Source organism: Candidatus Dependentiae bacterium, from assembly GCA_026389065.1.
Lineage (GTDB): Bacteria > Babelota > Babeliae > Babelales > Chromulinivoraceae > JACPFN01.
Map to the genome: position 1 here is coordinate 1 of JAPLIP010000036.1, position 23,405 is coordinate 23,405.

Here is a 23,405-nt window from a genome sequence, read left to right on the forward strand (position 1 = left end):
AAAATTATAGACAATAGCGATGAATATTATATTTCTCATTACAAGCTTGCATACAGCTACGGCTTGCTGGAAAATTGGACAAAAGCAATGGAATATTATTTAAAAGCTTTTAGCCTACGACCAACTCGTATCGAGCCACTGATTCAAATCGCATACCATTACATACATGTTGGCGACTATTCAATTGCATACTTATTTGCAAAGCATGCCACAACAATAAAACAGCCCGAACAAGAAATTGTTTTTGTCGAAACAATATTTTATGACATAGTGCGATATGAGCTTTTAGCCTTTGCTGCATGGAATATAAGGGAATATGAAGTTGGACACGAGGCAACGCAGCACGCATTAAAATATTTTGATAATCGCGCCACAGATTCATTAATTTTAGTAGAAAAAAAAGAACAACTTTTAAAAAACTTATCTATTTTTCAACAAATGATTATAGATAAACAATAGGAAAACAAAATGGAGTCTGATCACGCAAGAAAAAGCACATTGAGCAATCTATGTCTTTATCGCTATCTAGCTGCGTCACTATTTATAGTTTTACATATTGCAACAAATGCAAGCAATGGTCTCATAAATATTGATAAAAAAAATGTACCACATTCTTTTGTTCCTTTTGATGAAGAAACAGATAACTTCGTTAAAAACATATTTGCCAGCTGGGAAAGAGAAACTTTTGAAGTTTTCGACAAAGTAAAAGATCCTAATGGGGTAGCTATTGATCTTGGTGCATGGATTGGAACGACCGCAATATGGTTATCTAAAAATTTTGGGCACGTTATTGCTGTGGACGCAGATCGTACTTCTTTGCAATGCCTGAAAAACAATTTAAGCGCATCGCAATGTTCAAACGTTACTATTTGTGAAAAACCAGTAAAGCAAACAAGCGATCATGTTGTTTTTGGGCCAAGAGAAAACGCTCTTAATCTATCTACTTCACATGTAAAAAAGGAATCAGACAATATAAATGATTACAGCATTCAAGCCACAACTTTTAAACAATTAATATATGATTTTGTATATGAAAACGATGCAATAGAAAATAAAAAAATATCATTTATTAAGTGCGACATTGAAGGCGGCGAAGAGAGCATTCTCGAAGACCTGCTGCATTTTGCTTATAACAATAAAGCAAAGGCGTATATTTCATTTCATTTAGATTGGTGGGAAAATAAAAACATTGCCGAATTCGAATATTTATTTAAATTTTTTAAAACAAGCTGCCCAAGTCTTAACATTGCTGACTATATTAAAAAAAATCCTTTCACTTCTATCCTCTTTGAGCCGTTGAGCGATGCGGGAACTTTAATAAAAAAGAATATGCCAATTGTAATTATTGGATATAATCAACTTACCTATATTAAGCATATGGTTTCTCAATTAGAAAAATACACGACCGATATAATCATTATAGACAACAATAGCAGCTACGAGCCATTGTTAAATTACTATGCAAATGATTTCAAGTACACACTTCTAAGGCAAAAAATTAATCATGGACATCGCATTATTGCAAATCGATTTATACAAAGTGTAATTGGTGATATTCATATAATGACAGATCCAGACTTAAAATTTAACATTAATCTACCCAATGATTTTATTAATATTTTGGTGGCCCTATCAAATCACTTTAAGGCTCATAAAGTTGGCTTTGCATTGCACATTAACTCTGACCAAATAAGAACAGACGTCTTCTGTAATGGCTGCACTATTAAAAAATGGGAGAGTCAATTCTGGAAAACAAGATTAATCTACCCATTAAATTACTCCTTAGAGCTATACAAAGCTCCAATCGATACTACTTTTTGTTTAGTTAACCACAAGTTTTATCTTGGCTACAATATAAGAGTTGCGGGAAACTATACCTGCCTACATCTTCCATGGCTCAAAGACTTTCAGAATCATATGCCATCTGAAGAATATGAAGCATATTTAAAAAACAACATATCTTCTACATGGATTAAATAATATTTACAAAGCCATTAATTTAAACAAAAACTTTTAGGATTTTAAACAATGTCACAAAAAAATTACACCAAAATATTATTAATCTTTTTAACTAGTTTTTCTCACTTAAAAATTAATTGTTGGTGGTTCGATATCCTTCCAATAAAACAAATCATTCAAGAAAATCCATCAATTAAATATACAAAATGTTTTGATCCTGTTGATTTTAATTATGCAGAGTTTCCCTTGTCTTTGAATCAGTCGTGGCATCCAAACAAGGGAAGATTCGATGAAACATTTGTCATAACCATTCCAAACGGAACCCTACAATCAAAAAATGGATTTACTGTCATAAATAATCACTTTATCGATGAAATGATTTGGAAAAAATTTATGCACAACCTCCAACTTGTAAAACAATATAACTATAAGCCACAATACTTTGCGAAACGAGTTGCGGTCATTACGCAGCCTGCATACGGAAATTATTTCCATTGGCTGACAGAAGTACTTTGCAGATTAGCCCTTTTAGAAATAAGCGGCGAGCCATATGATTATATTTACACCCCGCAAGACAGAGCTTACATAAAAGGTAGTTTAGATCTTTGGGGAATCCCACAAGAAAAAATACTTACGCCTTCAAACGATGATACCTACTTGCAAGCAAAAGAGATTATAATTCCATCTCTTGTCTCAAATAGCAGCTTAAATAGTATTTATTTTTCTTGTTATGTGCAGCCGCACCTTATCAAATATGTTATAAATAAACTGCTTGCTGCGGCAAAAGAATTTCCATCTGAGCACGAAAAAAGTAAACGCATTTTTATTTCAAGAAAAGATTCTCCACAAAGAAAACTTTTAAACGAAGATGATGTGTTTGCATTGCTAAAGCCTCATGGCTTTGTGCGCTATGAACTTGAGCATTTATCCGTAACTCAACAAATTTTATTATTTCACAATGCAGAAATTGTTATTTCACCACAAGGTACTGGCCTGGCAAACTGTATATTTTGTACACCCAAAACTCAGATTATAGAACTTTTCCAAGGGCTGAATGATTGTACTTTTTGGTATTTATCACAAGAGCTTGGTTTAAATTATACGCCCATTAAAACAATAGAATTTTCACCGAATTACTATTCCGGATGGAGTGATAACACAAGTATGCCGCTCGATATTATTCAAAAAATGATAGGTGATTTAAATATTGATTAAGGCTTTTAAAGATACTATTTTACAATTTATATATAAAGCTGAGGCCACCTTGAACATTAAAACAATAGCTTGCTTTTTATTCAGCATAACAATCTGGTCAAATATTTTTCCAGTAATTGAAGATGAATTTGCACAAAAAGATAAAGTAGAATCTTTATATGATTTTTTAAAAACTTCCAATAATGCTTTAACCACAGAAGAAGGGATATTAATTAAAAATGAAATATCAACAGTTGTTATTATGTGCCCAGCGCTAGTTACTGGGGGCCCCGAAAACCTATGTCAAATTTCTTTAGAATTAAAAAAATTAGGGTTTAACGTTTATCTGCTTTGGTTCATAAGTGAGTCAATGATTAAAAGAAAATATCAAAATAGCTCATGGTATCTTTGTGGCAATAGTGACGACCTTACACCAAATATATACAAAGCTGAATACGAAATAGAGCACCTAAAAAATGACGTAATATTAGACAAGTCTACTATGATAATTCTACCAGAAGGCATGTGTGATTTTTTACCATTTTTTAATGGTGCCTCAAAAATGATCGCATGGCTTTCTATAAATAATATGCATGGATTTGATAGGTCAAATACTTGCAGAGACCTAATAGATAAAAAGAGCCTACGTTTGCTAGACTGTTCTCATGCCGCACAAGCTCCTTGGATACAAAAAATATTAAGCTCGTGGGGAGCGAAGTCTTTTTTGCTTGGTGATTATATTAATAAATCTTATTTCAACGCTTCACCTGTTGCAGCCAAAGAAAATTGCATTGCGTACTATCCATCGAAAGGACGGCACCTTGGAGAGTTATTCACTCAAAACAATCCTATGTATAAATATATTCGTCTTCAAAATTTAAACTCTTTTGGAATGCTTTGGGCTCTAGATACATCAAAAGTTTATATAGACTTTGGACACTTTCCAGGCAAAGACAGAATTCCACGTGAGGCATTGCTTAGGGGTTGTATTATTTTTATTCACAATCAAGGTTGCGCAACAGATTATGAATCATTTCCAGTCGACGATTATTTTAGATTTTCAGATACAGATGTAATTGATGGTACTCTTGAAGCTAAGATACGAAATGCCTTGGATAATTATGAAGATTTGTACGCAAAGCAGGAATTAATTCTAAACTCCGTAAAACAAGAATATTTTAGTTTTTCTAAACAGGTTTCACAAATTTTTGGTTCGCCAAAAAGACAATTTTAACACTTAAGGAATAAAAACAAAACATGTTATAAATTACAATTGTGCATCAAATAAATTTAACCCAAAGTATTATATTTTATTACTAATACAAAGGATAACAGATGTTCTTTATGCCGCTTTTTTATTACTATGCCCTGCCCTCCATGCAGATTTAAGCAAAGATCTTTATTTAGATCTTATGAAAAAATGTTTAATTAATTCTATATATCAAGACACTGCATATGCCAGCCAAAACCATAGCAACCCATATCAAGAAAAAGTTCGCGAAAATGGCCTTGATTGGCCAGATGCAGCACATACAATGATCGGCCTGCATAGGTTAAATAATTTACAATTTTGTGTTGAAGATGTGCTACAAAATAATATACCTGGAGATTTAATAGAAACAGGCGTATGGAGAGGTGGTGCTAGTATATTTATGAGATCAATTTTAAAAGCATATGAAAATACTGAAAAAAAAGTTTTCGTTGCTGATTCTTTTGAAGGAATGCCAAAGGTAAATACCGAGCTCTATCCAGATGATAAAGATTTTGCAATTTTAACTAACTACAACAATGTTTTAGCGATTCCTTTACACCAGGTTCAATATAATTTTAGTCTTTATGGGCTGCTAGAAAGCCAAGTTGTTTTTTAAAGGGATGGTTCAAAGATACTCTTCCTAATGCGCCAATGGAAAAACTAGCGGTTATGAGACTTGATGGTGACTACTACGAATCAACAATGGATGCTCTTACTAGCCTATACCCAAAGCTATCAATTGGTGGATGATGGTGACTACTACGAATCAACAATGGATGCTCTTACTAGCCTATACCCAAAGCTATCAATTGGTGGATGGGTAATTATTGATGATTACAATATCCCGTGTTGCGCTAAAGCAGTACATGATTTTAGAAACAAATTTAATATTACTGACGAGCTATGTAAAACAGCGGATAATATAGGCGCTTTTTGGAAGCGAACAAAAGAATAATTTATTTCATGTAGTAAATAAAGAAATGGAATTGCTATAAAAATTAGCAATTCCATTTCTTTTCAATTCTTATTGATTCTTTTACAGCTCAGGATTCTGTACTAAAAACTCTTTAACTTTTTCCAAAGATAACGGAACTGGCGCTGTCCATGGTCCATGATGAACTTCAAGACCAGGAGAATCATCGATAGCGCTATACTTTAATCCAAAAATTTCACCAACATAAAAGAATGTAGCCTCAACCATTTTTTGTGTAATTTCTATGTAATGAGTTCCTGGCTTACAAAACATAATATTTGTACTACCTGATCCCAAAAACGAAACTATTGTTTTTGCGTTATTAAATAATGAAATTTTTTCTGCAACAGACAGCCTAGCTAATTCGTATCTTTTAAATCCAAGTGGCTCAAATAAAGCAAACACTTCATCTTCATTTGGGATTGCTCTTTTTCCACCAGCATCTTTTCTTGAAATAAATATTTTTTCTGAACGCTCAGTATCAAGCTTTAAAGCTTCAACCCCAGCTAAAATTTTATTGTGAATATGTTTCATTAAAAAATCTACATAGTGATTTACGAGCCAAGAAGGTGGTACCTTACATCCAGATACGGACGTTGGCATAATAATAACATCTGCATGTATGCACCCAGTCGTTACCATCGGTATAATTTTTGATCTATCTATTCCCCAAAGATCTAATGATTCTTGCATAAATTTTTCATAGTAAGGAATGCACAAGTAGTCATACTCAACGCCATAAACTTCAAGCAATGCTAGCTGGCTAAGTATCTCAAAAAACCAAAGTCCATAGCAATAAGGGTACAAACGAGAAACAATTGCAACACGACCTGAAACTTTCAAAATATTTGATGGCGCTTCTTGATCAATAAAATCTTGGTTGTTAAAAAAATTTAATCCACCCATTTGAGTTTCTTTAACAAAAGAATCGTTTACATAAACATATCCTGTTTTATCAAAAAGAGCTGTCCCTTGAGGAACCTCTAGAATAAACATATCAACATGCTCACCTTGCGACGGAAAATAGTTAACATGATCCTGATACAGTGGAAACGGAGCATGATTAAAAGAATAGTTACTTGTGCATTGCACATAACTTGACTGCGGAAACTCTTTTACAAAATCTGACAATGACCTTTGATAAATCCGTGATGCTTGTAAAAATGTGCTTACAAAACAAATAAAGCTCACAAATAAAATATTACGCACAAACTTCATCAACAAATTCCTTTTTCATTTAAAATAAATCTATTCATTTTTTTAATTATTTTTTGCTACAAATTAAGCCAAAGATCTTTTGTCTCTTTTTATTATTAATATTATAAATCAGGGTGCTCAACTAAAAATTTTTCAATTTTGTGCAAAGGGAATGGCTCTGGAGACGCCCAGATACCACCACCATTATCTACAAAAGTAGAATCATTAATAAAGCTATATTTTAATTTACATGTGTCAGAGACAAAGAAAAATGTAGCATCAACCATTTTTTGAGTAATCTCTACATAGTTAGTTCCAGCCTTGCAAAATAAAATATTTGCAGCTCCAGATCCAACAAATGAAATTACTGTTTTTGCATTATTAAATAGTAAAATCTGCTGAGATACCGACAAATGCTCAAGCTCATATCTAACAAAGCCATATGGCTTAAATAGTTCAAATACTTCATCTTCATTTAACACAGATCTTTTTCCCTTAGCTCCCTTACGAGAAATAAATATCTTTTCTGGAAAATTATAAGACTTTTCTGATAAAGAATTTACACCATCAATCATTTTATTTCGAACATACATCAATAAAAAATCATGATAATAATTGCAAGAGACGCGAACTCCTGGCTTATCTTGAGATATTGCTGTTGCCATTATTACAGAGTCAGCTTGTATAGTAGCACCATAAACAATTGGTACAATTTTTGATCGATCAATACCCCAAATATCTAATGATTGCTGCATAAATTTTGTATAATAAGGAATACACAAATAATCATATTCTATATTATTAATCTCAAGAAGTGCCAGCTGACCAAGCACATCAAATATCCAATGGCCATAGCAATATGGATATAAATGAGAAACAATGGCAACTCGACCTGGAATTTTTGTAATTCTTGAAGGGTTTTTTCTATCAACAAAATTACTTTTATGAAAAGAGCTTAAATTTTTAATTTGAGTTTCTTTAATAAAAGAATCGTTGATGTAAACATATCCTGAAACATCAAACAACACAGAAGCCTTTGAGGCCTCTAAAAGAAAAATGTCAGCATGCTCACCTTGTGATGGAAAAAATTTAGAATCCTCTGGATACAGTGGAAAAGGAGCATGATTAAAAGAATAGTTATTTGTACATTGCAGATAACTTGACTGCGGAAACTCTTTTACAAACTCTGACAAAGACCTTTGATAAATCCGTGATGCTTGTAAAAATGTGCTTACGAAGCAAATAAGACTTAGTATCCATGTGTTAACAATTCTTTTCACGTACTCCAACCTTTTTAGCTAAAAAATTAACTTAATATGATATTTCATTTACATGTAGGGATATAAAGTTTTTAATAATATCTACTGGAACGATAGTGCTATCGGCCACGTGGCCACGACTTGTAAATTCAGTTTTTAAACCAAAATAATTACATTTCATATCTTGTGCAAGATTGCAAAAATGAGCATCGTATAATTTTTGAAAAATTTCGATAATCATGGTATTTGGTTTGCAAAATATAATATTTGCAAGTGCTGATCCATGAGCGCCAACAATTACGTCTGCTCCATTAAATAAAACAGCCTGTTCAAGGAGTGACATTTTACTAAGGCAGTAACGCTTAAATCCCTTTTCTTCAAACAGTACAAAAATCTCATCTTCATTTACTATTGACCTAGTAAATCCATCTTTTCTAGAAATAAAAACTTTTTTTGAAAAATTATAGTTTGTTTCAATATTTTTCACCTCTGGTAAAAACTTAGACCTAATATTATCTGTCATCCAATATGGCCAATATGCAGTTGCTGGATACCAATCATAAACTGGATCAGTTGCACAAACATCTCTTCGTATTGCCATAGATGGAACGATCAATTCATCTGCCTGAATGCATTGATCTTCCCCTGTGCACTCTATAATTTTTTCCAATGGAATGCCATATAACTCATATGTTTCTTTCATATATGGTGCATACTTTGGAGCAAACAGCCAATCATATTCAATCCCTGATTCTTGCAATATTATTAATCTTGGTAGCACGTCATTAAACCAATGAGAAAAGACTTTATGTAGCGACGTTGTAATTACAGCAACCCTGCCTGATATTTTTGTCACTTTATTCAAATCTGTTTTTTTAGCTAAAAAATCATTGACCTGCGCACCAAATGGAACCAGTTGGTTAAAAAAATCTTTGACTATGTGATTATCGATTTTGATCATCCCAAAATCAGAGCAAACTATTCCCTTTGGAATTGTCACTACAAAAGTCTCAGATAAAATTCCTTCTATCGGTTGAGCCTCATTTGTAGACGTAGAAACGGACAATTTTTCATAACAAAACTTTAATGGATCATGGTGTTTAATATACGAAATATCTTTTCTAGATAGCATCACGTCATGAAGTGATGCAAAAGAAATGTCTTGGGCTTTTAATGAAATAACAGATGAGAATACTGACAATAACAAAGTTATTTTTTTCACTTACTTTACTCTTTTTTTTAAACTAAAAACTTAATCAATCAATAGTAAAGAAAGCGCGAATTAATGTCAAAATATGAATGATTTTATAATTTGATTGAACTGTTGCAAAATCTGGATAAAAATAACAATAATAATCATTTTTATTTAAAGCTTAGAGAGGAAAAAATGAGTGATAAAAAACAAGAAAACCAATATGAAATCTTAGATACATTTTGCCAAAACATTACCAAGTTAGCACAGCAAGGCAAGCTTGATCCGGTTATCGGGCGCCATGAAGAAATAAGAAGAGTTATTCAAATTCTTTCACGCAGAACAAAAAGCAATCCTGTGCTCATCGGCGACCCAGGCGTTGGAAAAACTGCAATAGTTGAAGGAATTGCGCAAAGAATAATTAATAACGATGTGCCAGAAAGTTTAAAAAATAGCGTAATTTATGCTCTAGATATGGGATCTTTAATGGCTGGAACAAAGTTCCAAGGAGAATTCGAAGAACGCATCAAAGGAATTTTAAAAGCCATAGAAGAATCACAAGGCGGAGTGATTTTATTTATCGATGAGCTTCACATGCTTGTTGGCGCTGGATCATCTGGCGGCGGAATGGATGCTTCAAATTTACTAAAGCCTGCTCTTGCTCGCGGAAAGCTTCATTGCATTGGCGCAACAACAATTAAAGAATATAAAAAATATATTGAAAAAGATGCTGCGCTTGAACGTCGCTTCCAAAAAGTTTTAATTGATGAACCTTCAATTGAAGATGCTATTTCTATTTTGCGTGGACTAAAAGACAAATATGAACTGCACCATGGTATTAAAATCAAGGATGCTGCGCTCGTTCAGGCTGTGCAACTTTCTGCAAAAAACATACCTGATAGATTTTTACCAGATAAAGCAATTGATTTAGTTGATGAAGCTGCTTCAATGGTAAAAATGGCAATTGAATCTAAACCAGAAAAAATTGACCAAATGGAGCGAAAAATCAGGCAGCTTGAAATTGAAAAAGTTGCCCTCGAAAAAGAAAAAGATAATAAAGCATCACAAGATCGATTAAAAGATTTAAGCCAAGAACTATCAGATCTTAAAAAAGAACATAAATTACTTTTAGATCAATGGAAGTCTGAAAGAGAGCCCCTAGAAAAAATCAATACCATAAAAGAGCAAATCGAGATTGCAACTTATGAATTTATGCAGGCTGAGCGCGTTGGAAACTTTGCTCGAGCATCAGAATTAAAATATGGAAAAATTGTACAGCTAGAAAAAGAACTCCAAAGCCAATATCAAAAAATACAAAATAACGGCTCACACATGCTCAAAGAAGAAGTAAACGAAGAAGATATTGCAAAAGTTTTATCACGCCTGACTGGAATTCCTGTTGAAAAATTACAGGCAAGTGAGTCAAAAAAACTTCTTGAAATGGAAGACACTTTAAAGCAGCGAGTAATTGGTCAAGATGGAGCTCTAAAAAAGATTGCTCACGCAATTCAGGTACATCGCGCAGGACTTACCGACCCACACAAACCGATTGGATCGTTTTTATTTCTCGGGCCAACAGGCGTTGGAAAAACAGAAATAGCAAAAAGCTTAGCTGACTATTTATTTAACGATGAGCACAAACTTATCCGCATAGATATGTCTGAGTATATGGAAAAACATTCTGTCTCTCGACTCATCGGGTCACCTCCTGGATATGTTGGACATGAGGAAGGTGGGCAGCTTACAGAAGCAGTGAGACGAAGCCCTTACAGCATTATACTTTTTGATGAAATTGAAAAAGCGCATCCAGAAGTTTTTAATATTTTTTTACAAATCCTTGATGATGGCAGACTGACAGATGGCCAAGGCAGAACCATTAATTTTAAAAACTGCGTTATTATCATGACATCAAATATTGGATCTGATTTAATTTTACAATCAAAAACTGTTGATGAAAAAGTACAAAAGGAAATAGAAAAACAACTGCATAAAATATTTAGACCCGAATTTTTAAATAGAATTGATGACATTGTTTTCTTTAACATGCTTGATCAAAAAGTTATTAGCAATATTGCAAAATCTCACCTTCAAGCATTTAAGCAACGCTTGTTAGATCGTGGAATTCAAGCATCATTTTCTGAAAAAGCCCTTGAGTTTGTAGCCGAGCATGGATTTGAGCAAGAGTTTGGAGCTCGACCACTAAAACGAGCTATTCACCAATACATCGTTGTACCCGCTTCACAATATGTACTCGAACATCCAAGCGTCAAAGAAATGAATTTTGACCTACACGGTGATAAAATAATTATCAATTAACTTTTTTCAACAAGGCTTTGTTTTTCTATGTGTGCATCAAAGCCTTGTTGAATTTTTCTTACGCATGAGATAACTGACATTTTGCCCGTGTTTACGCAGCAATCATACTGACTTAAAACAGAGGCTATAAAAACCTTTGTACGATTGCCTGAAAAAAAATCTTTTTTAATTTTATTTAGAGCTCTTTTGTTAGAAGTAGCATTTTCTAAATCAGATTTACGCAACACATCGATAGACTCTTTTTCGCTTAGAGTAGTTCTAAATTTGTTGTAATACATAGCAAGCACGCTTTTTACTTTTCTGTGATCACGATCATTTGTCCCCTTATTGCGCTTAGCAACATGGTCTATTAAAGCAACTGGTGGACAATAAGTTATAACTACAAACTCTTGAGCCTTCGATTTATCAAACACAAATTGTGGTGAAATGGTATCAACAATAACATTGTATCCACTGTCTATATCCTTACTAATTTGCCTCCACATGGCCAAATTTGTTGGAGATACTCCACGCGACTGAGAAAAATCAAACATATCAATGCCTACGACCTTCCACTTACCTGGCAAAGCCTTGCACAATTCACGAGAAACGGATGATTTCCCAGCAGACGAACCACCATATAAAATTATTAATGAACTCTTGGCAAAAATCGTGCCAACATGAAAGACAAATAATAAAAACATGCTTTTTTTCATGACTTACCCCTAAATCTAAAAAACCCTACCTAGAATAGTCATATATCAAAACAGAAGTCTGAAAATCAAGACTTAGGGGCAATTTACGTACTTTGATCAAACAGCATTAATAAAAAAGCCCCGAGATTAACTTCGGGGCTTTTTGTTTTTTTATTTTTTTAAGACTTAGCTTCTTGTTTTTTTGGCAAAAACTTCAGGCCATAAATCTCTAAATCTTTTTCTTCAACCTGTCCAGGCGCTTGCATCATAGCATCAAGGCCTTTTTGGGTTTTAGGAAATGCAATAACATCTCGTATAGATTTTGAATTAGTAAGAAGCATCATGATGCGATCCAATCCAAGCGCCAGGCCTCCATGTGGAGGGCAACCAAGCTGCAACGCTTCAAGCAAGCAACCGAATTTTTCTTGCATCTTTGCCTCATCAAGGCCCAAGATTGTAAACATTTTCTTTTGAAAATCAATATTGCTAATTCGAATCGAACCACCACCAAGCTCATAGCCATTCAAAACTACGTCATATGCACGAGCTTTGATGTCGCCAAAGTCTTGTGTCTCCCAGCCCGGCTGAGGGCTTGTGAATGGATGATGCACTGAATTCCAACGCTTTGCATCCTGATCATACTCAAACAATGGAAAATCAGTTACCCAACAAAAACGAAATTCTGCATGATTTATCAAATTAAGTTCAGCAGCGAGTGCGCAACGCAAACGACCCAAAAGAGTCCATGCTTCTAAATATTTTCCAGCAATCAAATAAATCGTATCGCCCGCTTTTGCTTGAGGCATAATTGTTTTAACAAGTTGCAAAAAGTTTTCTGGTAAAAACTTTGACACAGGTGATTCAGCTTCGCCTTGATCATTAAATCGAATCCACAAAAGGCCCTTTGCTCCAAGGTGCATAGCTTTTGTAACCCATCCATCAAGCTCAGAGCGCGTGAACTGTTTTTGTGAAACTAAAATTCCACCAACTTTGCCACCAGCTTGCAAAACTGTTTGTAAAAACTTTAATTCAGTTTTTTCAAACAATGAGCTGCAATCTTGAATTTTTAAATCGTAACGCAAATCAGGTTTATCAGAACCATAGTCTGCAAAAGCTTTATCATAGGTAATTCTTTGAAAATTTTTTGGGATATCCAGATTCATGCTTTGTTTAAAAACATGACCTAGCAATCTTTCGATTGTTTGCATAACATCTTCTTCTTGGACAAATGACATCTCTACGTCAATTTGTGTAAATTCAGGCTGGCGATCTGCGCGCAAATCTTCATCTCTAAAGCAGCGAGCAATCTGCACATATCTATCAACGCCCGATGCCATTAAAAGCTGTTTATACATTTGAGGTGATTGCGGAAGTGCGTAAACGCTACGTTCATGAACGCGAGATGGAACTAAATATTCCCGAGCACCTTCAGGGGTATTTTTTGTCAAAATAGGTGTCTCAACGTCCAAAAAGCCTTCTTTTCTAAAAAACTCTCTGATAAAAAAAGAAACATCACTTCGCAAGCGCAAGTTTTGAAACATTTTTTCACGACGAAGATCAAGATATCGATACTGCAATCTTAATTCTTCTTCGACATGATCAGCCTCTTCCATCATAAACGGAAGAGCAACTGCTTTGTTAAAAATATATAAAGACGCAACTTGAAGCTCGTAAGCGCCCGTTTTTAAATCTTTATTTACTAAATTGCTATCGCGCGCAACAACTTTTCCAGTGACTGAAATAACATATTCGCTACGCAGGCCGTGTGCTGCCTCATGAGCTGCTTTGTCAAAATCAGAATTAAAAATAACTTGCATAATTCCTTCACGATCACGCAAATCAATAAAAATTAATCCGCCATGATCACGACGTCTATGAACCCAGCCAAAAAGTGTAACTTCTTGACCAACATGCTGTTGCTCTATAAAACCACAATAAGTAGTTCTTTTTTCCATTATTTTTATCCAATCAATGCAATTATTTCAATAATTTAAATTTTACCAATTGTAAGTCATACCAACGTCAAGAATATATGCAGGGCTATTTCCTGTTGGAACGCCACCAATTAAAGTTCCACACATATCCGTATAATGTTGCCCAGGAAAGAAAAGTCCAAAATACGAATAGATATTAAATTCTTTATATATATCAGCTGAAAGTTTTGTTGTAACCTCAATCCCAAGCGAATTACTTGATGGCTGAAGCAATGCTGGAACTACAACAGCTCCAGAAAGAGGAGACAGCACCGCAGGCTTAACTACAAAGTTAGACACATCTGGCGACCAATATCCAATTACGTTTGGAGAAATTTTTACTTTATGATCACTCCAATTTTGAGGACTCCAATCAACAGCTCCACCAAAAAATATAATATTTGTAACTTCATCAATACTATCAGATTGAAGAACGTGATTAAGGTTTTGATTTATAGTAATGGCGCTTGGATTTTTAACGTTAAAACGAGGAATCCCTTTGTTAAAAACAACAAGCTGAGTTAAGCGCTTACCAGAATAAACAGACTGCACAGGAATAAACCCTGTAAACTGTTGATTCATAAGTTGATCCGTTGTCAAAAGATTTGTATTAAGCTGTGGCCCAATATATCCAGATGCGTATCCAGCACCAAGCGTAGCTACTAAGACTTTTTCGATGCATTCATACGAAGCATCACCCATTAAGAAAAACCCAGAAAGATTAAATTGCTGTGCTGGTCTAAATCTATCAAATGCATTCCATAGCCCAGGAGCGATTTCCATTCCATTAAAGCTTGAGCCTTTACGAGAGCCTTTTACCGCAGCACTGTTTGTTGATGTTACATAAGCAGACGTTGGGTTTTTTGTAATTGCAGGATCTTGTGTATAAATTTTTGTATACTGCTCTGAAATTGCACCAGTGGAAAGATTGTTTGCTAACTTTATTAAATTTCTATCCCACGGCTTAAGGCCTTGGCTTCCCTGGTTAAGAGCTCCTTCAAGCCCCCAGTTAAGTCGACCCTTTACGCCCTCAATTGCACAACCATAGGTCGTTAACAAAGACTCCGCGTCTATTAAAAACTCAAGAGCTTGATCAGGACCCCGTAAGAAAACAATATATGGCTCAACAGACAATTTTTCTTTTGCTCCGTCAAGTAGCTTAACCATACTGCGCATCGCTGAAACATATGACTGGCCAGGCAATCCTCTTGCCAGGCATCCAGCCTCCAAGTCACCCTGTCTGACAGGCGCGCTATTGCTTCTGTATCCAAGCGTGTAATTTTGAAGAATTGCGGTATAAAAATCAACAACAAATCTTTCTGCTATGGGATTTAAGCTTAGGCGCACAGCTGGAGCAAACTGATCAATAGAGTCTCCAGGAGAGAATCCCAAAAATCCACGGACTACATATGCAGCTCCAAGACTAATTCCACGACCAACCTCAAAAGGAATCAATCCAACCTGTAAATAGTTATCGTTTGGATAATCTAAATTTCCAAGAGCCATTTTTACCCAAGCTTCACGAGACCAAATTAAATGCTTGTCTGCAGACTTTCCCTTAACAGGAACAGGCACATCAACAACCATTGCCACAGAATCACCAACCTTAGCATCTGTTTCAAATCCCCATTTGTGACGAACCCGAAATGTTTCATGAAATAAAAGCCTAGGCTGCTCAACAGATCCGTGTAAGGCATCGATAGTAAAGTCAATTGTTGACCTTTCGTATGATGTGCAATCCCAAGGAATAGCGTTATTTAAAAATTGAGTGTTTTGAGCTCCAAAATATTCTTGAGTATATCTGCCCATACAACTAGCTGAAAAATCATCTGTCTTATAAACCAAGCCCTTTGATAATTTTTGAGTAAATGGACTTAAATAACTAACGAAAAAAAATGATAAAATCAAAGACTTTATCGACAGATGCAGAGTTGGGAATTTCATACGAATTTATCCAAAAAGATTAAGATATTTTTATTGAAAGATATGGTACAACACATGCTATAACTATCTACAAAAACATGATTTTTGTCAAACAAAAAAAGCCCTAGATCGGTTTTTAAAATAGATTTAATAAAGGAATGTTTATGCATAAAAAAAATAATTTACTTGGTGCGCACGTTTCAATTGCTGATGGATTTTATAATGCAATTAAGCAAGGTGAGAAAATTGGCGCAACATGCATACAAATATTTACAAAAAGCAACAGGCAATGGGCGTCAAAAAAAATCACACAACCCGACATAGATTTATTTATAAATACTCAAAACAATTCAAATATTTCTGTCGTTGTTGCGCATGCATCATACTTAATAAATCTTGGTTCAAAAACAAAAGAAACTTTGGAAAAATCTATTGCAGCACTAGTCGAAGAACTGCAACGCTGCGACGATTTAAAAATTCCATATCTTGTTTTACACCCAGGAACAATGCACTCAAGCAGCGAAGAAGAGTCTCTTCTTTTTACCGCAGATCAGATCAACGGTGCGCTAGAAAAAGCAAAACCAAAAACAGTCATGCTTCTTTTAGAAACAATGGCCGGACAAGGATCAACCATTGGCAACACATTTGAGCAAATCGCAACAATAATTAATCACGTAAAAAACAAAAATGATATTGGCGTATGCTTTGACACATGTCATGCATTTGCCTCTGGATATAGGTTTGACACGCCAGATCTTTATAAAAAAATGTGGAAAAATTTTGACGAAACTGTTGGAATAAAAAACATGAAAGCATTTCACATAAATGATTCAAAAAAACCGCTAGGATCAAAGGTGGACAGACACGAAGATATCGGAAAGGGAATGATTGGCAAAAATGCATTTAAAATGATCATGCAAGACCCCAGATTTATAGACATTCCAAAAATAGTGGAAACACCAATAGAAACAGGCCTAGAAGACCACAAAAGAAATATCGAAACTTTAAAAAGCTACAAAGACGAATAAAAACAGATTTAAATTAACACCCGAATCAGGAAATTAACAAAAAAAATCGATGGTGGAATGCGTGCCCCTAAAAGCCCAAACAACGACCACCACCGACAATAAGCAGTTCTCCAACCATACTACCTTACTATCAAAAAAAGGAAGGAGACAGTTTTATACTATCTCCTTTCAAATCTTACTGACAAAAATTTTATTTATTTTAATTCATAGCAACAAGAAAGAGCCGCCAAATGAGTAAATCTTAAAGTTGCGCAACAATAACAATCCAAAGCAACGCAGACTTTATGATACAATCTCAACAATGTGATGTACAACATCGCCATTTTTCCAGCTTGTAAACCCTTCAACTGCAAATGCGCAATCATGTCCTTGTGTGACTGTTAATGCTTTTGACTTATCTCGTTGAAGTGTTCGAATAACGCCTTTGCCAATCATTTCGCCATCGCGATAAACTTTAACCTTGCAACCTTGTTCTAAGTTTCCGCTTTCTACGCCAGCACCAGCAACCATCCCAACTGATTTAATTTTGAAAATAGCTTTAACTCGAGCAACGCCCAAAGTTTTTTCTTCAACTTTTCGCACATGGCTTTTAAGTACAGCTTCTTTAGCGTCTTCAAGCAACTTATAAATAATATCAAATGTTTTAATTACGGTACTTTTTTTGATAGAAGCTTTAGCACTTTTATCAATTTTAACACCAAGGCCGTAAACTAAAGATCCTGTTGTTTTTGCAAGCTCTATGTTGCTTTCGTTGATATCACCAACGCCAACATCTACTATTTTTATTTTTTCAGGCTGTTCAAGATTAAGTTTTGCAATGCTTGTAATTAAAGCTTCTTTTGACAGAAGTGTGTTCGCCTTCAGAATAATGTTAATTCCGCCTTCGCCTTCTGTTTTTTCTTGACCACCCTTAGTTGCGTCAGCAATTGTTCTAACTTGAATGTTTTTATGTTTTTTTACAGCACACGCATCTGACACAAACTCAAAAACATCACCAGGCATAGGCAACGCAGAAAAACCTGCCACTTGTGCCGGAACTGAAGGACCAGCGCTTTCAATGTTTTTGCTTAAATAGTTTTTCATTGAGCTGATTTTTCCATAAGAAGAACCACATACAAAATGATCACCACGATGAATTGTTCCGCGCTGTAAAATTACTGTTGCAACAGCTCCACGACCATGCTCCATTTTAGACTCTAAAATAAAGCCACGAGCGCAATCTGTCGAACTTGTTTTTAAATCAAGAATATCAGATTGCAAACGAATAACTTCTAGCAAATCATCAACACCTTGACCAGTTTTTCCAGAGATAGAGATATAAGGAGTTTCTCCGCCCCAATCATCTGGCAACAATCCTTGATCAGAAAGTTGACGCTTTACAATGTCAATTCGATCAGGAGAAACTTTATCAATTTTATTTAATGCTACAACCGTTGTAGCGCCAAAGCTTTTAATAGCTTTTATAGATTCTATAGTTTGAGGCTTTACACCATCATCAAGAGCAACAACCAAAACTACCAAGTCAGCAATCAACACACCGCGTTCACGCATTAATGAAAATGCTTCATGACCAGGAGTGTCTAAAAAGACTAAGTTTCCATGCTTCGTTGTTACTTCATAAGCTGCAACACCTTGAGTAATTCCACCCTTTTCACCGTCAGCAACTCGTGCTTTACGAATGAAATCAAGAAGCGTTGTTTTTCCATGATCAACATGACCGACAACAGCAACCGTAGGCAATCTTCGCTCGTCACCAGAAGAGCTCTTTGCGTCTAAAAATTTTTCTAAGACAGAATCAGAGTCAACCTTAAGGCCTTCATGCGCAACATCAAGATCAACAAGAACTTTTATAATTTGGTCTTTTTTTACAATTTGATTTTTATTTGCCAAAATTCCGCGCTTTAAAAGCTGCAAAATCAATCCAGAAACAGAACATTTCATTCTAATGGCTAACTCGCCAACCGTCATATCTTGAACGATAACCTTTTCTTGAGGAGAAAGTCCATGAGAAAAAGGCTTTACAAATTCAACATGACTAAAGCGCCTCCGAAGGAAGCTTACTTGATCATCGCTTAAAATAAAGTCGTCCCCATACGAACCAGCTTTACGCTCTTTTAAAATAACAACAAGCTCATTTACTGAGACACCAAACTGATTAGAAAAATCTTTAATTCGCATGAACCAACAACTCTATACGTAGCGTAGTTTTAAAATTTTGACCCTGAAGTATCCTGAGACCCTAAGCCAACTTCCTCAAGTCCATGACCAGAAGAAACAAGCTCAATTTCTAACCCCAACAATTCTGAAGCCAGGCCTATGTTTTGACCAAGTTTACCAATAGCAAGCGCTCTTTGGTCTTCACTGACCCAAGCGCGAGCTCTTTTATCATCTAATAATTCAACTCTGTTAACCTCTGCGGGACGCAAAGCAAGAGCAACAAGCTCTTCTTTTGAATTTCCCCACGAGAAAACATCTATTTTTTCACCATCAAGCTCTTTTAAAATAGGCTTAATTCTGCCGCCGCCAACACCAATACATGTCCCAACAGGATCAATGTTTGGATCGTTTTGCGACACAATAACCTTGCTCTTGTATCCAGCTCGACGAGCAACAGCTTTAACCTCAATCAATTTATCATAAATTTCAGGGATTTCTAATTCAAGCAAGCGAGCCAAAAACTCACCAGATGAACGATCTAAAATAAGCTGTCCAGTGCTACGATGCTCCTGATGAACTGTTTTTAAAAGTGCCCGGATAGGGCGACCGATAACATAAGTTTCTGTGGGAATAGACAGAGACCTTGGCAAGAAGGCCATGGTGTCTCTAAGCATAACAAGCGCACCATTTTGCTCATGTTTATGAACAACGCCCTGCACGATATGACCCTCTTTGTCTTTAAACGCTTCGTAAACACTTAAAGCTTCAATATCTTTAAGTCTTGCCGCGATAACCTGACGAGCTTTTAATATTTCAACACGCCCAATAGGCTCTTCAAACGCTATCCAAACTTTATCGCCAAGCGTAATACCGCTTTGTACGGCCTGAGCCTTTTTTAGCGATATTTCCATGACTGGATCTTCAACGGTAGCAACGACAAGTTTTTCAACTTCAACAAGAATTGATTCTGTTTTTTTGTTTACAGAGACTCTCAAAATCGCTTCTGGGTACTTTTTAGAATAAGCTGCCAAAATGCCTTCACAAATAACACTCTGCAAAGACGCTTGGTCTAAACCTTTTTCATCAACAAGTTCTGCAATAACTTTATTTAACATTTTATAACAAGGACCCCGATTTTGAGAATTACAATTTTCTTTAAAGATATTTTTGATAAGTAACATAAAATATTATAGCCAAAAAAATAAAAATGAAAAGTAGAAAGATAGCTACCCCGTTTTTTTTGGATCATCTCTTTGATATTATTATTATTTATATATAGATATTTATATCTTATAGTAATAGGTGAATCGTGTTTATGTGGATAACTCGCAACCAAACTAGGTGTTTTTGTTGTTCTAATAGTCTTTTTTTTCTTTAAAAACATGTGGATAAGTGGTGGATAACTATGTGGATAACTCATGGGGGGTAGTGCCTTTGTGGGCTCTGGATCGCGCTATCGCAATGTTGCACACTTGGATTTCCTGATCCAGAGCCAGTATTTGATCATTGGATGGGGATAGGGGGGGTGAGTTATCCACAAGTTATCCACCACTTATCCACCACTTATCCACATAAAATTATTTACCCAAAAATGTACTTTTGTATAAAATGACTCCAAGAGTTAGTCATGGCAAATGGTGACTTTAAATAATTTTGAGATATTGAGTGCTCTGGAAAGTAAATTGAAATCCCTTGAGCGTTTTTTAGTTTTTGGCCTACACAGTTAGCAACTACAAATTGAGGTATTATGTCTAACCCTTCTTGCAGGGCGCTGCTCAATTCTCTTTGAAGGGCTACCTCGCGAGATTTATCTTTGATACTTATGTGCTGAACGTGCTGCTGTATATTTAAAAAAAAGTGACCAAGGTCTATGTAGCTTGGTTCGTCAAAGCAGGTGCAGTATTTTGTTGATTTGCACTTTCTTAATATGTCTGAAGCGCTATGATTTGTTTGATGTTGCAAAGCCTCTATTAACAATTCTGAGACTTTGCTGATGCTATCTTCTAGCGCCTGAGAAAAAGAAAGATCAAGTGCTGATTGGGTATATTCATTTATTATTTTTTGATAGTTTTGCTCATATGAAAACACAAGCTGCTGGGCAAGTTCTTTTGGGCTTAGGCTTTGTTTTAGCAGTGGCTTTAGGGCTAGCTCATAATTCCAACCTGTTCCATACTCTACCTCTTGCGATGAAACCATGTATTGAGAATATTTTTTTGCTATCGATGCAATTCCTATCATAGACATGAGGCATGCGTCAAACCCTAGGATTGCTAATTTTTGCTTAGATAAAACATTGTTATAAATTTCATGTAATGCAAATTCTAAGTCGTGGTTATTTATATAGCTTTTGAATGTGTCATCGAAGCAAATCCCGCGCCTTCCATCGAGTAGTATATTTTTTAAAGCTTCTTGATATAAAAGCGCTATGTATCCAACGCCTCTATCGATTTCTAGCATGTTATCTGTAGGGTTTGCGTAAAACAAATTGCATGGATTAATCGTTCTAGAAAAGCTTGGGTCCTGTTCGCCAGATCCATGATTCCAAAGAATTAAAGCGTATTCATCTGCTGGATAGTGTGAAGCAGACCATGCTACAAAGTCGATCAGAGTATTCGGGCTTCCGCTGTTAAGTTTTTGCATTGGAGAGTCCTCTCCGAGCACCAGTAGTTTTCTTCCCGCCTTTACCACATATCGTCTTGTAGGGCTTGAGTTTCCAGGTGTGTTTAGCTGAACAACAATGTTTACGTTTTCATTAGAACCAATAGATTCTAGTTGCTTTAGGTTTTTCCATGCAAAGTAATGAAGGTCATTATCGGCTGCCATGTAAACCATAAAAGTTAGCGGCTTTTTTGAATGTATTGAGCGTATTTCTGCGCAATCTTTTTCTGTATAAAAGTCTTCCTTTTGTGACTCTATGGCAAGCTCAAAGAGCTCATCTGTTGATATAAGCCTAGGGTCTAACCGACCGTGTGACAAATCTGTTTGCAGCATGGTAAAAATGCATAGGGTAAAGATTTTTGCTTTTTTTGCATAGTGCTTCATATGGCTCCTTTTTTAATAAGCGCGTATGGTGAAAAATTATTTATACTAGGATCGTATAAAGCTTGCAGGAGCAAAGGCAACTGTTTTTGAGTATTTAGCTCTAAAAAGCCATATGATAATGTATGTGACCCCAAAGCTCAGCTGAAAATCTAGAAATAGAATTTGAAGCGGGTTGTGCATAAGAATTATTAAGGTTGTCGTTGTTAAGGCGTGGATACTTGAGTAGGTAAACTTGTTCATTTTGCTAAACATTTGAAAAAGAATCATGAATAGAGCACGAACAAATGAAATGCTGGGGTAGGTTATTTCAAAGTATCCAATTGATAGAAGTGTTCCCAGAAAATATCTATATGAGTGCCTAATTCTTAGGTAGTGCAGGCATGTCATGAGCAATCCAAAAATGGTTACTAGGTGAATTCCGGAGCGTGCCATATGATGCGCAATTCCAAGGTAGATGGAGTTGTGTTGCATTGCAACAGTATCTAAGTTTTTTTCTCGTCTTCCTAGAAACAGTGGGCTAAAAAGGCTAGTGGCACGTTTGCTTAGCTGTGATGTAAAAAGATTAAAATATCTTTTATGGATTGGCAGCCCGGCATCATTTTTAATGATAATCTTGTTTGATGCTATAAATGCAGAGGCCCAAATATTTTCTTTTATAAGGTACGATTCGTACTCGCATCCAACTTCTGGCTTAGTTAGTTTTATCTGGCTTATTTCAATTGTTTGCCCTTCTTGCAGCCGGAAAGTTCTTTTGGTTGGTGCGTAGATTAAAATATTTTTTGATATTTTTGATTCTTTTAATTCGTGGTTTGTTGCGCTTGTTGCGTGCAACAAAATTGTTGTTTGTTCTTTTGCCAGGCTTGAATTATTTATTTGGCATATAACCCCTTGTAGGGTGAGAGACTTGTGTAGCAATTCGCTCTGAGAATTATAATTGTTGCGCATTTGCTTGATTTGTAAAAATGCACCGGTTGAAAACAACATGCATAAAATTAAAACAAAGCTTTGGTGCTGCTTTTGCTCAAATGCGGTATAAAAAAACAGCGCAGCATAGGCAATAGGGATTGCCATCCAGTAGCCAGAAAGTATTGCCAGAATTGATAGAGCCGTTGCTACGGTTATTGTTGCAATGACATGTGGAAAAGGAACTGCGTAAAAGAAGTCAAAAGAAGTTTTCATAGTGGATTAATTATAGCAAAAAATGATTTTTTCTCTAGACTTAAAGGCAAATAAATAAGCTTAAAACAAGAAAAAATTAATTTTAAA

At 35.4% G+C, this 23,405-nt stretch carries 17 protein-coding genes and 1 pseudogene; 8 read left to right on the top strand and 10 right to left on the bottom strand.

The window, feature by feature from the left end:
* From NTU89_02095 to NTU89_02120, 6 genes and pseudogenes are all read left to right on the top strand, one after another.
* The coding region (locus tag NTU89_02095; GenBank protein MCX5923338.1) for a hypothetical protein at positions 1-459 on the top strand (459 nt) is incomplete at its 5' end.
* 9 nt (positions 460-468) lie between these two features.
* Entirely contained in the window at positions 469-1,980 is a 1,512-nt protein-coding gene (locus tag NTU89_02100) for an FkbM family methyltransferase (protein ID MCX5923339.1), read from the top strand.
* A 48-nt stretch (positions 1,981-2,028) separates the two neighbouring features.
* Positions 2,029-3,174, top strand: coding sequence for a glycosyltransferase family 61 protein (locus tag NTU89_02105; GenBank protein MCX5923340.1), 1,146 nt, complete (start codon positions 2,029-2,031; stop codon positions 3,172-3,174).
* A 49-nt stretch (positions 3,175-3,223) separates the two neighbouring features.
* Positions 3,224-4,387 (top strand): hypothetical protein, encoded by a 1,164-nt coding sequence (locus NTU89_02110; GenBank protein ID MCX5923341.1) that lies wholly within the window; start codon positions 3,224-3,226, stop codon positions 4,385-4,387.
* Between the two features lie 178 nt (positions 4,388-4,565).
* Positions 4,566-5,155, top strand: a pseudogene (locus NTU89_02115) (macrocin O-methyltransferase).
* A complete protein-coding gene (locus NTU89_02120) occupies positions 5,085-5,360 on the top strand; it encodes a hypothetical protein (protein ID MCX5923342.1) in 276 nt (91 codons plus the stop codon). The pseudogene NTU89_02115 and the gene NTU89_02120 overlap by 71 nt, the downstream one beginning before the upstream one ends.
* Before the next feature lie 81 nt (positions 5,361-5,441).
* On the opposite strand, the gene NTU89_02125 is transcribed toward NTU89_02120, so the two are convergent.
* The 3 genes from NTU89_02125 to NTU89_02135 form a co-directional block, all read right to left on the bottom strand.
* Entirely contained in the window at positions 5,442-6,596 is a 1,155-nt protein-coding gene (locus NTU89_02125) for a glycosyltransferase family 61 protein (GenBank protein MCX5923343.1), read from the bottom strand.
* Between the two features lie 101 nt (positions 6,597-6,697).
* Positions 6,698-7,855, bottom strand: a complete 1,158-nt coding sequence (locus NTU89_02130) for a glycosyltransferase family 61 protein (protein MCX5923344.1) — start codon at positions 7,853-7,855, stop codon at positions 6,698-6,700.
* Positions 7,856-7,886: 31 nt separating this feature from the next.
* Positions 7,887-9,056, bottom strand: a complete 1,170-nt coding sequence (locus NTU89_02135; GenBank protein MCX5923345.1) for a glycosyltransferase family 61 protein — start codon at positions 9,054-9,056, stop codon at positions 7,887-7,889.
* A gap of 165 nt (positions 9,057-9,221) precedes the next feature.
* On the opposite strand from NTU89_02135, the gene NTU89_02140 reads away from it, so the two are divergent.
* The gene (locus NTU89_02140) at positions 9,222-11,342 is read left to right on the top strand and encodes an AAA family ATPase (protein MCX5923346.1); all 2,121 of its coding nucleotides are present in this window, start codon (positions 9,222-9,224) and stop codon (positions 11,340-11,342) included.
* Here the strand turns inward: NTU89_02140 and NTU89_02145 are convergent.
* The 3 genes from NTU89_02145 to NTU89_02155 all read right to left on the bottom strand — a co-directional run bounded on the left by NTU89_02145 (position 11,339) and on the right by NTU89_02155 (position 15,933).
* Complete coding sequence (locus tag NTU89_02145; GenBank protein MCX5923347.1) at positions 11,339-12,037, bottom strand: hypothetical protein; 699 nt, start codon at positions 12,035-12,037, stop codon at positions 11,339-11,341. The two genes, NTU89_02140 and NTU89_02145, sit on opposite strands and share 4 nt — an antisense overlap.
* Before the next feature lie 158 nt (positions 12,038-12,195).
* Positions 12,196-13,971 (bottom strand): aspartate--tRNA ligase, encoded by a 1,776-nt coding sequence (gene aspS / locus NTU89_02150; protein MCX5923348.1) that lies wholly within the window; start codon positions 13,969-13,971, stop codon positions 12,196-12,198.
* Positions 13,972-14,013: 42 nt separating this feature from the next.
* Positions 14,014-15,933, bottom strand: coding sequence for a hypothetical protein (locus NTU89_02155; GenBank protein MCX5923349.1), 1,920 nt, complete (start codon positions 15,931-15,933; stop codon positions 14,014-14,016).
* 143 nt (positions 15,934-16,076) lie between these two features.
* Here NTU89_02155 and NTU89_02160 point away from each other — a divergent pair, with 143 nt between their 5' ends.
* Positions 16,077-16,940, top strand: a complete 864-nt coding sequence (locus tag NTU89_02160; protein ID MCX5923350.1) for a deoxyribonuclease IV — start codon at positions 16,077-16,079, stop codon at positions 16,938-16,940.
* A 282-nt stretch (positions 16,941-17,222) separates the two neighbouring features.
* On the opposite strand, the gene infB is transcribed toward NTU89_02160, so the two are convergent.
* From infB to NTU89_02180, 4 genes are all read right to left on the bottom strand, one after another.
* The gene (infB, locus tag NTU89_02165; protein MCX5923351.1) at positions 17,223-19,118 is read right to left on the bottom strand and encodes a translation initiation factor IF-2; all 1,896 of its coding nucleotides are present in this window, start codon (positions 19,116-19,118) and stop codon (positions 17,223-17,225) included.
* A 29-nt stretch (positions 19,119-19,147) separates the two neighbouring features.
* A complete protein-coding gene (gene nusA / locus NTU89_02170) occupies positions 19,148-20,212 on the bottom strand; it encodes a transcription termination factor NusA (GenBank protein ID MCX5923352.1) in 1,065 nt (354 codons plus the stop codon).
* A gap of 466 nt (positions 20,213-20,678) precedes the next feature.
* Complete coding sequence (locus NTU89_02175) at positions 20,679-22,139, bottom strand: clostripain-related cysteine peptidase (protein MCX5923353.1); 1,461 nt, start codon at positions 22,137-22,139, stop codon at positions 20,679-20,681.
* Between the two features lie 45 nt (positions 22,140-22,184).
* Complete coding sequence (locus NTU89_02180; protein ID MCX5923354.1) at positions 22,185-23,318, bottom strand: ComEC/Rec2 family competence protein; 1,134 nt, start codon at positions 23,316-23,318, stop codon at positions 22,185-22,187.
* Positions 23,319-23,405 lie beyond the last annotated feature (87 nt).

Bases quoted from the DNA above. Each gene is read 5' to 3' on its own strand.
- NTU89_02125 (MCX5923343.1), bottom strand. From the start codon at position 6,596: ATGAAGTTTGTGCGTAATATTTTATTTGTGAGCTTTATTTGTTTTGTA.
- nusA (MCX5923352.1), bottom strand. From the start codon at position 20,212: ATGTTAAATAAAGTTATTGCAGAACTTGTTGATGAAAAAGGTTTAGAC.
- NTU89_02160 (MCX5923350.1), top strand. From the start codon at position 16,077: ATGCATAAAAAAAATAATTTACTTGGTGCGCACGTTTCAATTGCTGAT.
- NTU89_02145 (MCX5923347.1), bottom strand. From the start codon at position 12,037: ATGAAAAAAAGCATGTTTTTATTATTTGTCTTTCATGTTGGCACGATT.
- NTU89_02140 (MCX5923346.1), top strand. From the start codon at position 9,222: ATGAGTGATAAAAAACAAGAAAACCAATATGAAATCTTAGATACATTT.
- NTU89_02180 (MCX5923354.1), bottom strand. From the start codon at position 23,318: ATGAAAACTTCTTTTGACTTCTTTTACGCAGTTCCTTTTCCACATGTC.
- NTU89_02105 (MCX5923340.1), top strand. From the start codon at position 2,029: ATGTCACAAAAAAATTACACCAAAATATTATTAATCTTTTTAACTAGT.
- NTU89_02175 (MCX5923353.1), bottom strand. From the start codon at position 22,139: ATGAAGCACTATGCAAAAAAAGCAAAAATCTTTACCCTATGCATTTTT.
- NTU89_02155 (MCX5923349.1), bottom strand. From the start codon at position 15,933: ATGAAATTCCCAACTCTGCATCTGTCGATAAAGTCTTTGATTTTATCA.
- NTU89_02120 (MCX5923342.1), top strand. From the start codon at position 5,085: ATGGTGACTACTACGAATCAACAATGGATGCTCTTACTAGCCTATACC.
- aspS (MCX5923348.1), bottom strand. From the start codon at position 13,971: ATGGAAAAAAGAACTACTTATTGTGGTTTTATAGAGCAACAGCATGTT.
- infB (MCX5923351.1), bottom strand. From the start codon at position 19,118: ATGCGAATTAAAGATTTTTCTAATCAGTTTGGTGTCTCAGTAAATGAG.
- NTU89_02100 (MCX5923339.1), top strand. From the start codon at position 469: ATGGAGTCTGATCACGCAAGAAAAAGCACATTGAGCAATCTATGTCTT.